Origin of the sequence: Streptomyces sp. NPDC048506, from assembly GCF_040651315.1 — a bacterium.
Taxonomy (GTDB): domain Bacteria; phylum Actinomycetota; class Actinomycetes; order Streptomycetales; family Streptomycetaceae; genus Streptomyces.
Genome location: NZ_JBEZIX010000042.1, coordinates 57,787 through 71,580, shown reverse-complemented (window position 1 = coordinate 71,580; position 13,794 = coordinate 57,787). Strand labels below are relative to the sequence as shown.

Annotated in this window: 9 protein-coding genes and 3 pseudogenes; 11 read left to right on the top strand and 1 reads right to left on the bottom strand. The window is 72.8% G+C overall.

Annotated elements, in window-relative coordinates; translation table 11 throughout:
- Positions 1-105: 105 nt before the first annotated feature.
- The 11 genes and pseudogenes from AB0C96_RS29730 to AB0C96_RS29680 all read left to right on the top strand — a co-directional run bounded on the left by AB0C96_RS29730 (position 106) and on the right by AB0C96_RS29680 (position 12,474).
- Complete coding sequence (locus tag AB0C96_RS29730; RefSeq protein ID WP_362921540.1) at positions 106-333, top strand: ferredoxin family protein; 228 nt, start codon at positions 106-108, stop codon at positions 331-333.
- A 95-nt stretch (positions 334-428) separates the two neighbouring features.
- Positions 429-1,310 (top strand): annotated as a pseudogene (locus tag AB0C96_RS29725) (ABC transporter substrate-binding protein); the annotation flags it as partial.
- Positions 1,311-1,350: 40 nt separating this feature from the next.
- A pseudogene (locus AB0C96_RS29720) lies at positions 1,351-2,061 on the top strand (ABC transporter permease); the annotation flags it as partial.
- A 41-nt stretch (positions 2,062-2,102) separates the two neighbouring features.
- A complete protein-coding gene (locus AB0C96_RS29715; protein WP_362921589.1) occupies positions 2,103-2,837 on the top strand; it encodes an ABC transporter ATP-binding protein in 735 nt (244 codons plus the stop codon).
- 13 nt (positions 2,838-2,850) lie between these two features.
- Positions 2,851-5,573, top strand: a pseudogene (locus AB0C96_RS29710) (fumarate reductase/succinate dehydrogenase flavoprotein subunit).
- Between the two features lie 90 nt (positions 5,574-5,663).
- On the top strand, positions 5,664-6,377 hold the full coding sequence (locus AB0C96_RS29705; RefSeq protein WP_362921538.1) for a flavodoxin family protein: 714 nt from the start codon (positions 5,664-5,666) through the stop codon (positions 6,375-6,377).
- 20 nt (positions 6,378-6,397) lie between these two features.
- Positions 6,398-7,507, top strand: coding sequence for a PP2C family protein-serine/threonine phosphatase (locus tag AB0C96_RS29700; protein WP_362921536.1), 1,110 nt, complete (start codon positions 6,398-6,400; stop codon positions 7,505-7,507).
- Positions 7,508-7,554: 47 nt separating this feature from the next.
- On the top strand, positions 7,555-7,836 hold the full coding sequence (locus AB0C96_RS29695) for a hypothetical protein (protein WP_362921534.1): 282 nt from the start codon (positions 7,555-7,557) through the stop codon (positions 7,834-7,836).
- Positions 7,837-8,514: 678 nt separating this feature from the next.
- Complete coding sequence (locus AB0C96_RS29690; protein ID WP_362921532.1) at positions 8,515-8,853, top strand: hypothetical protein; 339 nt, start codon at positions 8,515-8,517, stop codon at positions 8,851-8,853.
- A 504-nt stretch (positions 8,854-9,357) separates the two neighbouring features.
- Positions 9,358-11,166, top strand: a complete 1,809-nt coding sequence (locus tag AB0C96_RS29685) for a M4 family metallopeptidase (protein ID WP_362921531.1) — start codon at positions 9,358-9,360, stop codon at positions 11,164-11,166.
- A gap of 108 nt (positions 11,167-11,274) precedes the next feature.
- On the top strand, positions 11,275-12,474 hold the full coding sequence (locus AB0C96_RS29680) for an MFS transporter (RefSeq protein WP_362921529.1): 1,200 nt from the start codon (positions 11,275-11,277) through the stop codon (positions 12,472-12,474).
- Between the two features lie 63 nt (positions 12,475-12,537).
- Here the strand turns inward: AB0C96_RS29680 and AB0C96_RS29675 are convergent, their stop codons facing one another.
- The gene (locus tag AB0C96_RS29675; protein WP_362921527.1) at positions 12,538-13,785 is read right to left on the bottom strand and encodes a cytochrome P450; all 1,248 of its coding nucleotides are present in this window, start codon (positions 13,783-13,785) and stop codon (positions 12,538-12,540) included.
- Positions 13,786-13,794 lie beyond the last annotated feature (9 nt).

The window sequence follows — 13,794 nt, the reverse complement described above, 5'->3', positions numbered from 1 at the left end:
GCAGGCTCCGCTTCCCGCCCCTCCGCACGCTCTGATTCCCACCCCACGCCCCGCTTCTCCTCCCCCTTCCCCCTTCCCCGTATCCGCCGTGTCCCGGAGACCCCCATGCCCCTTGCGCCCCAACGGGCCGACGTGCCCGTGACCATCGACGCGTCCAAGTGCATCGACGGCTGCACGCTCTGCGTCGACATGTGCCCGTTGGACTCGCTCGCCATCGATCCGGCCAGCAACAAGGCGTATATGCACGTCGACGAGTGCTGGTACTGCGGCCCGTGCGCCGCCCGCTGTCCCACCGGCGCGGTCACGGTCAACATGCCCTATTTGTTGCGATGAGAGGCACGTCCCCATGCAGCGCACGTCCACGCCCCGCACGCTCCTGAAGCGCACGCTCGTCCAGCGCACCGCCCCCGTCGCGGCCGCCGCCCTGTTCCTCCCGCGGCAGGCAGCTGCACGCTCCGACCCGGCTGGTCTCGGTCACCGGCTACAACCTCCGGGGTGCGCTCAACACCATCGTCACCAAGCCCGGTTCGGCGCTGCGCTCGCCGTCGGACCTGCGCGGCAAGATCGTCTCCAGCAGCGTCGGCTCGGCCGCCGACGGAACCCTGGTACGGGCCCTCACCCGGGCCGGGATCGGCCCGGAGCAGGGCATCCACAAGCTCAACCAGCAGCCGGCCGTGGGCGCTTCGGCGCTCCAGTCGGGCGGCGCGGACGCGCTCTCGCAGTTCGTCGCCTGGCCGGGGCTGCTGGCGTTCCAGGGCAAGGCGCGGGCGCTCTACGACGGGGGCGCGCTCGGTCTGCCCACCTTCCACGGCGTGACCGTACGGGGTGCCTTCGCCGACCGGCGCCCGGGGGTCGTCAAGGCGTTCCTCGCCGCGCAGCGGGAGGCGACCCGGTACCTCCAGCGCCATCCGGTCGCCGCCGCGCAGCAGGTCGCCGAGGCCACCGGGCTGCCGCCCGAGGTGGTCTACCTCTACAACGGCGCCGGCGGTGTCGCGACCTTCGACCCCACCCTCAAGCCGCGGCTGATCGCCGCGCTGAAGCAGGACGTCCCGGTGCTGCGGGCGGCCCGGCTGACCGGTCCGGTCGACGTCGACTCCTTCGTCAACGACCGTTACCTCAAGGAGAGTTACGGCAGCGGATACGCCGCGGCACTGCGCTCCACCGCCCACCCGTCCGCCGACGAGGTGTGGTTGCGCGGCGAGGACCGCACCCACTCCTTCACGGATCCGGCCGCCCTGCTGCGGTTCGTCGCCGCGCACCGCGCCCGGGTGCGGGCCGCGTACGTGGCCGATGCGACGACCGGCAGCCGAGACGGCGGCGGAGTTCGTCCGCCGGCTCGGCACCGCCACGTACTGGCAGGACATCGCCGACAGCCTCACCCGGATCGTCACCGGCTTCGCCCTGGCGGCCGTCCTGGGCGTGGCGGTCGGCACCGCCGTCGCCCGCTCCGCCCTCGCCTCCGACCTGCTCGACCCGCTGCTCGAAGTGCTGCGCCCGATACCGGCGATCGCGCTGGTGCCGGTGGCGATCCTGCTGTTCCCCGGCAATGAACAGGGCATGGTCTTCATCACCTTCGCCGCGGCGTTCTTCCCGGTCATGGTCTCCACCCGGCATGCGGTACGGGCGGTGACACCGGTCTGGGAGGGGGCGGTGCTGACCATGGGCGGCGGCCGGTGGCGGGTGCTGCGCTCGGTGGTGCTGCCGGGGGCGCTGCCCGGCATCGTCGGCGGGCTGTCAGTGGGCATCGGCGTCTCGTGGATCTGTGTGATCTCCGCCGAGATGATCTCCGGCGAGTACGGCGTGGGCTACCGCACCTGGCAGGACTACACCGTCGTCGACTACCCGGGCGTCTTCGTCGGCATGGCCACCATCGGGCTGCTCGGGCGGCTGACCGCCACCGCCGTGGAACGGGCGGGGCGGCGGCTGGTGCGGTGGCTGCCACCGACGGCCGGAAGTCCCGCACCGGTGCGCCGGTCGCCCCGTACGGCGAGCGGGCCGGACGCGTCCTCGGCGGGTCGGACGCGGCGCACCGGCCTGGCGACGACCGGGGAGCGCATGTGACCAGCACCGACCTCACCACCACGGCACCCGCCCAGGCCCCCGTGCGGGGCCTGCGGCTGACCCTCGCCGAGGCCGTGCTCGGCCGGCCCGGCGCGCCCGTCCTGTCCGGCCTGGACCTCGATGTCGCCCCGGGCGAGGTCCTCACCGTCCTTGGACCGTCCGGCTGCGGCAAGTCCACCCTGCTGCGCACCCTGGCCGGTCTGCTGCCACCGCTCGGCGGACGGCTGAGCCAGGACGGCGAGCCGCTCACCGGGCCCGCCGCCGACCGCGCCCTGGTGTTCCAGGAGGATGCACTGCTGCCCTGGCGCACCCTGCGGGGCAACGTCGAACTCCCGCTCGCCATCAGGGGGTTGGCGCGCACGGAGCGCCGGGCGCGGGCCGCGGACTGGCTGGCCCGGGTCGGGCTCGGCGAGCACGCCGGCCGGCTGCCGCACCAGGTCTCCGGCGGCCAGCGGCAGCGCACCCAGCTCGCCCGGGCGCTGGCCGGTCGGCCCCGGGCGGTCCTGATGGACGAGCCGTTCGGTGCGCTCGACGCCCGGACCCGGGCCGGGATGCAAGGCCTCCTCGTCGAAGTGTTGCAGGGCACCGGCGCCACCGTGGTCTTCGTGACGCACGACGTCGACGAGGCGCTCTCCCTCGGCGACCGGGTGGCTCTGCTCGGCACCGGCCGGGTCCTCCAGGTCCTCCCCGTACCCCGCCCCCGCGACCGCGAGGCGCACGCCGACCCGGCGACGGCCGCCCTGCGCCGTACCGCCCTCGCCTCCCTCAGCAGCTGAAAGGCAGCCCCGCATGGACATCCCCGCACTCGCCGACGCCGAGGAGCTGACCTGTGACGTGCTGGTCGTCGGCGGCGGCACGGCCGGCACCATGGCGGCGCTGACCGCTGCCGAACGGGGCGCCCGGGTGCTGCTCCTGGAGAAGGCGCACGTCCGTCACTCCGGTGCGCTGGCCATGGGCATGGACGGCGTCAACAACGCGGTGGTCCCCGGCCGGGCCGAGCCCGACGACTACGTCGCCGAGATCACCCTCGCCAACGACGGCATCGTCGACCAGTCCACCGTCCGCCAGACCGCGACCCGCGGCTTCGCGATGGTGCAGCGGCTGGAGTCGTACGGCGTGAAGTTCGAGAAGGACGAGCACGGCGAGTACGCCGTCCGGCAGGTGCACCGCTCCGGCTCGTACGTGCTGCCGATGCCGGAGGGCAAGGACGTCAAGAAGGTCCTCTACCGGCAACTGCGGCGGCGCGAGATGCGTGAGCGGATCCGCATCGAGAACCGCGTGATGCCGGTGCGGGTTCTGACCGGTGCGGACGGCCGGGCGATCGGGGCTGCCGGCTTCCACACCCGCACCGGCCGGTTCGTGGTGGTGCGCGCGGGCGCCGTGATCCTCGCCACCGGCGCCTGCGGCCGGCTCGGCCTGCCCGCCTCCGGCTACCTCTACGGCACGTACGAGAACCCCACCAACGCCGGCGACGGCTACGCCATGGCGTACCACGCCGGCGCCGAACTGACCGGTATCGAGTGCTTCCAGATCAACCCGCTGATCAAGGACTACAACGGCCCGGCCTGCGCCTACGTCGCCAACCCCTTCGGCGGCTACCAGGTCAACCGGCACGGCGAGCGGTTCGTGGAGTCCGACTACTGGTCGGGGCAGATGATGGCCGAGTTCGCGGCCGAGGTCGCCTCCGAGCGCGGCCCTGTCTACCTCAAGCTCAGCCACCTCCCCGAGGAGTCGGTCGCCGCCCTGGAGACGATCCTGCACACCACCGAGCGCCCGACCCGCGGCACCTTCCACGCCGGGCGCGGCCATGACTACCGCACCCACGACGTGGAGATGCACATCTCCGAGATCGGGCTGTGCGGCGGCCACTCGGCGTCCGGCGTACGGGTCGACGACCATGCCCGCACGACCGTGCCGCGCCTGTACGCGGCGGGTGACCTGGCCTGCGTCCCGCACAACTACATGATCGGCGCGTTCGTCTTCGGCGATCTGGCGGGCGCGGACGCCGCCCGGTTCCGGGCGTACCAGGGCGAGTTGCCCGCCGGCCAGTTGCGCGCGGCCCATGCACTGGTCTACCGGCCGCTCCGCAACCCCGACGGCCCCCCGCAGCCCCAGGTCGAGTACAAGCTGCGGCGCTTCGTCAACGACTACGTGGCGCCGCCCAAGAGCGGTGCCCGGCTGTCGCTGGCCATCGAGCACTTCGAGCGGATGCGGGACGAGATCGCCGGCATGGGCGCCCGGACCCCGCACGAGCTGATGCGCTGCGTCGAGGTCGACTTCGTCCGTGACTGCGCCGAGATGGCCGCCCGGTCCTCACTGGCCCGCACCGAGTCCCGCTGGGGCCTCTACCACCAGCGCACCGACCGCCCCCGGACCGATGACGGCGCCTGGCTGCACCACCTCGACCTGCGCAGATCCCCTTCCGGGAGGATGGAGTTCACCGCCCGTCCGGTGGCTCCGTACCTCGTCCCGGTGGCGGAGTACGCCCCGGTGGGCGTGCCGCCCGGTTCCTCGGTGAGGTCCGTCCCGAACAGGTCGCGACGGCCGGGCGCCGGGACACCCCGCCGGTGGGGTCGACGGCCGGCGGCCCCGGGCCCACCGCCACCGGCACGTCCGGGGCCGGGCCGGCGCCCGGCGCCCCGTCCCCCCGCATCCCGGAACTGCTCGCCCTCGCCGAGGACCAGCCCGACCTCGCGGCGCTGCGCCCGTACCTCACCGACCCGGACCCGGCCGTCCGCCGCGCGGCCGTCGAGGCGCTCACCGAGAGCGTCCCGCCGGGTACCGGCCCGGCCCTGGCCGCCGCGCTCGCCGACACCCACCCCGCCGTACGGGCGGCCGCCGGCGCGTCGCTCCGCGAGCTGGTCGAGGTGCTGCCGCCGGAGGCCGGACTGCGCGAGCCGCTGGCCGCCGCCGTCCGCGGTACCGACGCCCGGGTCCGGGCGGCGGCCCTGGACGTGCTGCGCGCGCTCCGCCTGGGCGACCGGGGGCTGTTCGCCGCCGCGCTCGCCGACCCCGCCGTGGACGTCCGCATCCAGGCGGTCCGCGCCCTGGTCTCGGTGGACGCCGCCGACGACCTGCGGCGCGCCACCGAGGACCGGTCCCGCGAGGTCCGGGTGGCGGTGGCACACGGCCTGGGCACCGTCGGCGGCCCGGACGACCTGGGGGTGCTGGTGCACGACGAGGACCCGCTGGTGCGGGCCGCGGCGCTCGGTGCGCTGGCCGCTACCGGCTGCCCGGCGCCGTACGACGCACTCGCCGTGGCCGCGCTCGGTGATGCCGCCTGGCAGGTGCGTGCCGGTGCCGCCCGGGCCCTGGCCGGTGCCGGACCGGACCGTGCGGTGCCGGCGCTGCGCTCCGCCCTGTCCGACGGGCACGCCGACGTCCGCAAGGCGGCGGTGCTGGCGCTGCGCGCCCACGCGGGCCGCGCGGACGTCCTGAGCGCGCTGGCCTCGGTCGCGGACGACCCGGATGCCGACGTCCGCGCGTACGCCCGGCTCGCGTCAAAGGGGTGACACACGTTCGGGCCGTCCCGGTGGCCCCCCGGCCCCGACGGCCGGAGGCTGGGGGCCGATGGCGCGTCCGCACCGCACGAGGAGTTCTCGATGGCCCCCACCTTCCACGATGACGACCTGAGAGCGCTGTTCGTCAACTGCACGCTCAAGCGGTCCCCGGAGACCAGCAACACCGAGGGGCTGGTCGACAGGAGCCGCGGCGTCATGGAGGAGAACGGCGTCACCACGGAGCTGGTCCGGGCCGTCGACCAGGACATCGCGACCGGCGTCTGGCCGGACATGACGGAGCACGGCTGGGCGTCCGACGCCTGGCCGGAGCTGTACCGGAAGGTGCTGGCCGCCGACATCCTCGTGCTGTGCGGACCGATCTGGCTCGGCGACAACAGCTCCGTGATGAAGCGGGTCGTCGAGCGGCTCTACGCCTGCTCCAGCGTGCTCAACGACCGTGGCCAGTACGCCTATTACGGCCGTGTGGGCGGCTGTCTGATCACCGGGAACGAGGACGGCATCAAGCACTGCGCCATGAACGTCCTCTACAGTCTCCAGCACCTCGGCTACACCATCCCGCCGCAGGCCGACGCGGGCTGGATCGGTGAGGCCGGGCCCGGCCCCTCGTACCTGGACCCGGGTTCCGGCGGCCCGGAGAACGACTTCACCAAGCGCAACACCACGTTCATGAGCTGGAACCTGATGCACCTCGCGGCGATGCTGAAGCGGGCCGGCGGCATCCCGGCGCACGGCAATCAGCGCACCGCGTGGGACGCCGGCTGCCGGGCGGACTCCGCCAACCCCGAGCACCGCTGAGCGGCCGGGCCGGGCACGCGGTGGGCAGCACGAGCGTCGCACCGCGCACCGCGCTCCCCCCTCGGTGGCCGCGCTACGTCGAGTTCGCCCCGAGCGTCCTGGTCGTCGCCGGGCTCGTCTGGAACGCGCTGTCGCCGCAGGAGTATTGGGGCGATCCGATGCTGACGGCGGCCAGTGTGACGGCCGGTGCGCTGCTGTCGCTGCGGCACACCCTCGCGATCGGGGCGACGATCCTCGTCGGCGTGTTCGCGCTGACGGTGAAGGACGGTACCGCCGACGACCTGGTGGGCCACCTGGAGCTGGTCAACACCCTGTTCGCGGCGCTCATGGGGGTCGGGGTCAACCGGGTGATCGCCCGCCACGGCCGTCATCTGGACATCGTCCGCACGGTGGCGGAGGCCGCGCAACGTGCGGTGCTGCCCGAACCGCCGGAGCGCATCGGTCCGCTGGCCGTCGCCGCCCGCTATCAGGCCGCCCAGCGCGAGGCCCAGATCGGGGGCGACGCCTACGCGGTGCAGCAGACCCCGTTCGGTGTCCGACTGCTGATCGCCGACGTGCGCGGCAAGGGGCTGGGCGCGGTGAGCGCGGTGTCGGTGCTGCTGGGTGCCTTCCGTGAGGCCGCGGTGCAGGAGCCGGAGCTGCCGGCGCTGGCCGACCGGATGGAGCGGGCCCTGCTGCGGGAGAGCGACCAGACCTCCGAGGAGGTCCGGCTGGAGGGCTTCATCACCGCGCTGGTCTGCGAAATCCTCCCGGGGGCCGGCGGCTTGCGGCTGCTGAACTGCGGCCACCCCGCGCCGTACCTCTGTCAGGGCGCCGAGGTGCGGGCGCTGGAGGTGGGCGAGACCGGCCTGCCGCTGGGCATGGGCGCACTGGGCGTGGGGCGGCCGCCTCCGGACGTCCGACCGTTCCCGGCGGGCAGCACCCTGCTGCTGATCACCGACGGGGTGACCGAGGCCCGGGACCGTCGGGGGAACTTCTACGACCCGGCGGCGCAGCTGGCGGGGCACGGACCGTTCCATGAGCCGCGGGAGGTGATCGACCTCGTGGTGCGGGACGTCGAGCAGTGGACCGGCGGGCCGCGCGACGACGATATGGCGGTCCTCGCGATCACCCGGCAGCCAACCGCCTAAGCAGGGGAAACTCCGGGCTTTTCGTCGTGTGTTACCGGCTGTGCACGGTGCCGGATGAGAAGATCGACCACAGCATCAGCATCCGCACCGAGCGATTTCCCGCTCCCGCGCAGTTGGGAGTTGATGTGTCCGACAACAGATCAGCACGGAACGACAGAGCAGCTCTGCTGAGTCAGCGCGCCGCCGTCATCTTGCTGCTGGGCGTCCTCACCGCCCTCGGCGCCGGTGCGCTCACCTGCTTCAACGGCGGCACCCTGGCCTCCGCGGCCCTCGTGGGCGGCGCGGCCTTCGGCGCCGGGGTCACCTTCTTCCATACCGTCATCGACTGAACGCTCCCGGGGCGCGCCTCGGCCACGTCGCGGCCGTCGCCGCGGCTTGCACCCGGACCGAGGTCGACACCCAAGTCCTTTGGTCGGCACGGCACTTCGACGAGCCGACGGTGTCGGCCGGGCGCAGTCCGAGGGCGGGTTCGCGACCGTCGATCGGCTGGTCCAGGTCGACGCGGACCGTAACACCGAGGTCGGTGGCGGCCAGGCCGGCACCGGCTCGGTTCGTTGAACGAGAAATCACCATGCCCCACCTTGGCCGGCCCTCCCACATTCCAGCCGTCCCGCATTCCACCCGTCTCGCATTCCAGCCGTGGCGAATCATTGAACTTTCATTGAACGCCTCATACCGCCGCCATCCATGCGGACGCCGGCCGACTACCGCACGTCCCGACCGTGACACCGGCAGACACTCCTCACCCACCGAGTGCCGGCGCGCGGACACGGACCGGGGGCTCGGCGCTCCGGACCGGAGTCCGCCGGGCCGCCGACTCCCCAGCGTGACGGGCGTACCCGATACCGCAGCCACCGCACCGCGACGGAGTCGACCCCCGCGTGGAGAGAGCCGGATATTTGCGGAATCCGGGGCCCCGCATGCGGTGCGCCGCCGCACCGCAAGTGCCAGACTTGAGACACCGCGCCCGGCCGCCGGCCGGAGACCCTGTCGCCGAGGGGAACATCATGACCTGGGCATCTTGGACCACCGTCGGAATCCACGCGCTCCCCAACGCGGTGCGCACCGAGGAGATCGGCGTGATCAACGGCGACCTGACCATCCACACCACCTGGTCCGAGGACCTGGCCCATGTGGCCGTGCAGCACACCGGCTCCTCGGACTGGTACACCATGGCCGGCAGCCCCGTCCCCTGCCCCTCCGAAGAGGCCAGCCGCAGCTTCCACCAGGCCGTGGTCGAGGCCGTACGGGGCGGCGAGCGGGCCGACGCTTCCCTGGAGGAGCTCTTCAACCCGCAGGCCGCCGCCTCGGCGGAGCCGCAGAGCCAGCGGCGCGGCGACTCCTAGCAGATCACCCACGCGGCCGGGCATCCTTCTCCGCTGCCTGACCGATAACGACCGCCCCGTGCGCACACCATCGCCGCGCCGGGGCCGTGTCATGTCTCGCTCCGGTTGACCTCCCCGCTCGGCATGTGGCGCGCCGGGCGGGCAGACCGACCTGCCGATGCGCGCCGTCCGCGTCGCCATCGCGCGCTCGGCCGCGTGCGTTCCGCTCCCTCCTCGGCGCGGCGACAGCAGCCGACATGAATTCCGGCAGCGGAGCAACCCTTTCGCGCCACTCCATGTCTCCTGAGGCAGAGCACAGTTGGTCACCCCGCCATCACCCAAAGGTGATCAATTATCAATTTTGGAACACAAATCTTTAATTCCGATCATTTCGCTTTACATGCCCATGCCAGGCCTTAGAGGGTTTGCGCGGGGCCGCACGGCGGCCCCCGTGGTGCTCAACGGCACCGCGCGTACGGGCGGTTGGGCAGCCGGCCGCCCCCGCATCGCTAAGGACCCTCAGCAGTGCGTAGACCCCACATACGCAGCCACCGCCTGGCCATTGCCGTTGCGGTGACCACTGCGGCGACCCTCACCGCCGGGGTGGCCACCGCCGCCTCCGCGGGCTCCGTGGCCGCTCCGGCCGCGGCCTCCTCCCCCTCCACCCCCTCCCTCGCCAAGGTCGTCGACGCGGCCCGCACCGCCGCGTTCGCCCACGCCTCGGCCACCGGCGTCGGCAAGCAGGACACCCTCAAGGCCGTCGACACGATGGTTGACCCGGAGGGTCGGCAGCACGTCCGATTCATCCGTGTCCACCGCGGACTCCCGGTCCTCGGCGGCGACCTCGTCGTCCACCTCACCGCCAAGTCCGCCTACGAGGGCGTGACCCGGGCCTACCGCCACCAGGTCGCGGTGCCCACCACGGACCCGAAGCTGTCGGCCGGTCAGGCCGAGGCCAAGGCCGCCTCCGTGGCCAAGGGTGACGCCGGCGAGGCCGAACTGGTCGTGGACGCCCGCGAGGACCAGACCACGCTGGCCTACCAGGTGCAGGTCACCGACAGCCGTACCACCGAGGCCGGCGGCACCCGCACGGTCGTCCTCGACGCGGTCACCGGCGAGGTGCTCAGCAACACCCCCAGCAACGACTCGTTCCTGTCGCCGGCCGTTCAGGAGAAGCTGCGCAAGCGGGGCGAACGCCTCAACCCCGCGACCGGGCTGACCCCCGTCGCCCCGCCCACCAGCGGCACATCGGCGGCCGTCGCCGGCTTCCCGGCCGCGGCCAAGGGCACCGGCTCGTCCTTCTTCGTCGGCAGTGTGCCGCTGACCACCACCCAGACCGGGCAGAAGTCCTTCGCCCTGAAGGACCCCACCCGCGGGAACACCGAGACCCGGGACGCCGGTGACAAGGAGCCGGAGAAGTTCTCCGCCGGCAAGGCGCTCACCAGCACCACCAACCGCTGGGGCAACGGCACCACCGGCGACCGGACGACCGCCGCCGTGGACGCCCAGTACGGCATCACCAGCACGCTGGACTTCTACAAGAAGACGTTCGGCCGCAACGGCATCAAGAACGACGGCCGCGGGGCACGCGCACTGGTGCACTTCGGCAAGAACGTCGGCAACGCCTACTGGTCGTCGGACTGCGGCTGCATGCTCTACGGCGACGGTGACGGCAAGACCTTCGCCAAGCCGCTGGTCGTCCTGGACGTCACCGGCCACGAGCTGACCCACGGCGTGGTCGATGCGACCGCCAACCTCCAGCCCACCCGCGTCGACACGGACGGCAACCAGTTCGGCGAGCCCGGCTCGCTCAACGAGTCGCTGGCGGACATCTTCGGCAGCGCGGTGGAGTTCGCCACCAACAACCCGAAGAACCCGCCGAACTACCTGATGGGCGAGAAGCTCGGCCTGGAGCAGAAGTTCCTGCGCCGCCTGGACAAGCCGTCGCTCGACAAGCTCGAAGGCACCGTCGACTACTGGTCGAAGGAGTCCTACGACACCGAGGTGCACGCCGGCTCCGGCGTCTCCTCGCACGCCTTCTACCTGCTCGCCGAGGGCAGCGGGAAGAAGACCATCGGCGGCGTCGCCTACGACTCCCCCACCGTCGACGGCTCCACCGTCAGCGGCATCGGCCGGAGCAAGGCCACGGCGATCTTCTACCGGGCGCTCACCCGGTACATGGTCTCCACGACCGACTTCCACGACGCCCGGACCGCGACGCTGCGCGCCGCGAAGGACATCTACGGCGCCGGAAGCACCGAGTACAAGACGGTCGACAAGGCCTGGGCCGCGGTGAACGTCACGGCGGCGAACAAGCCGTCGGCCAAGCACTGAGCACCGGCCCCCGGCCCACAGGTGCCCCCGCCGAACGGCGGGGGCACCGCGCTGTCCACGGTCCGCAGTCCTCGACGACACCACCGGACGGCGCCTACGTTGGAAGCCATGATCACCGATCGCACACGACGGCACTGGCGCCCCGGCTACCCGGTGGCCGCCGGCGTGTTCGCCATCGGCATGGCCGGTACCACCCTGCCCACCCCGCTGTACGGCCTCTACCGCGAACAGCTCGGGTTCTCCGAACTGACGGTGACCGTGGTCTTCGCCGTCTACGCCCTCGGTGTGATCACCGTGCTGCTGCTCGCCGGCAACGTCTCCGACGAGGTCGGCCGGCGACCGGTGCTGCTGTGCGCCCTCGGCCTCTCGGCCGCCAGCGCGCTGTGCTTCCTCTTCGAAGACGGGCTGCCGGCGCTGCTGCTGGGGCGGGTGCTGTCCGGCTTCGCCGCCGGACTGTTCAGCGGCGCCGCCACCGCGGCCGTACTGGAGCTGGCCGGGCCCGGCCAGGAGGGACCCGCCGGGTTCGCCGCGACCGCCGCGAACATGGGCGGCCTCGGCTGCGGTCCGTTGCTGTCCGGGCTGCTCGCCCAGTACTCCCCGTGGCCGCTGACGCTGCCCTTCCTGGTGCACCTCGGCCTGCTGGCCCTGGCCGCGGTGGCGACCTGGCTGCTGCCGGAGACCGTTGCGCACCCGCACCGGCCGCGCACCCTGCGGCCCCGGGGACTCCGTCTCCCGCCCGAGGTGCGCGGGGTGTTCGCCCCCTCGGCCGTCGCCGCGTTCGCCGGATTCGCGCTGCTGGGCCTGTTCACCGCGGTCGCACCGGCCTTCGTCGGCCAGACCCTGGGCGTGCACAACCTGGCCGTCACCGGGCTGATCGTCTTCACCGTGTTCCTGGGATCGACCGCCGGTCAGTTGCTCACCGGACAGATCGGCGTACGAAGGGCGCTGCCCGGCGGCTGTCTGGTGCTGGTGGTGGGGCTGTTGTTGGTCGCCACGTCCCTGGTGGTCACGTCGCTGCCCGTGCTGGTCGCCGGCGCGGTGTGCGGCGGCATCGGCCAGGGCCTGGCCTTCCGCGCCGGCCTGACCGCCGTGGGCCGCGCGGCCCCGCCCGAGCACCGCGGCGGCACCATCTCGGCCTTCTTCCTCGTCGCCTACTTCGGCATCTCGCTGCCGGTGGTCGGAGTCGGCGCGCTCACCCTGGAACTCGGGCTGCGCGGCGCGGGCCTGGCCTTCTCCGCCTGCGTCATCGTGGTCGTGCTGGCCGTCGGTCTGTACGTCCTGCGACGACCGCCGGTGGACGAGGTCTGATCGGCGGCCGACCGCGCCGCGTAAGCCCGCACCGATTGCCGCGGACCGCTACGGCGGGGGCCCTCAGCCCGTACCGGCCGGCGTCCGCACCGCCGCACGGGTGCCGAGCCGTACCCACAGCTGCCGCGGCCCACGGGTGAAGACGCCGGCGTCGGCCGGTTCCGTACCGTCCGCGAACCCCATGGCGGGGAACGCGTCGAGGAGCTGGTTGAGGCCGATCTCCACCTCGGACCTGGCCAGCAGGGCGCCCACGCAGAAGTGCCGGCCCAGGCCGAAGGCGACGTGTGCGGCGGCGGCGCTGAAGGCGCTGGTCGCGCCGAGTTCGGCGCGGCGGACGTCGAACGCGTCGGGCCGGGCGTAGCGGCGCGGATCGCGGTTGGCGGCGCCGATCAGGCAGGTGACCGTGGCGCCGGCGGGCACGGTGCCACCGCTGAGGGTGACGTCCACCTCGGGCTGACGCATGATCATCTGGACCGGTGGGGTGTAGCGCAGCGTTTCGGCGAAGGCGGCGGGGATCAACGTGCGGTCGGCACGCACCGCGGCGAGCTGTTCGGGGCGGGCCAGCAGGTTCCGGACGGTCAGGGCCAGGGCCTTGTCGGTGGTTTCGCCGCCCGCGGCCAGCAGCAGACTCACGAACGCGGTGATGTCCCGGTCGTTCATGCGGACGCCGTCCACGTCGGCGGTGCACAGTCGGGAGAGCAGGTCGCCGCCCGGCGCGGCGCGGCGTTCCCGGAGGATCGGGCGCAGGTACCCGGCGAGCTCCGCGCCCGCGCGACGGCCGGCCGCCGCGACGTCGGGGTCCTGCGCGAGGTTGGCGAGGAAGGCGACGACCGCGGTGTACCAGCCGTGGAAGCGGTCGTGGTCGGCCCGGTCCAACCCCAGCATGTCGACGATCACGTTGATCGGCAGGCGGGTGGCGAACTGCGCCACCAGATCCACGTCCTCCGCGTCGCGGAAGGCGTCGATCAGCTCGCGGGCGTTCCGCTCGATGAGGGGGTGCAACCTCTCGTGCAGCTCCCGGCCGCGGAAGGCGGGCGCCACCAGGGCACGGCGTACGGCGTGTTCGCGGCCGCTCATCTGCGGCAGGGTGCGTCCGCCGTGTGCCGGCTCGATCTGCCAGGCGTAGTTGTCGGTGCTGAACACCGGGTCGCGGAAGGCCCGTTCCACGTCCTCGTACCGCGAGATCAGATAACTGTCGGTGCCCTTGTGGTGGAACAGCGGGTAGTGGTCGCGCAGGATGCGGTACGCCGGGTAGGGGTCGGCCGAGAACTCCGGTGACAGGATGTCGGGGGGCTGAGGAAGGCTGGTCACGATGCGTGA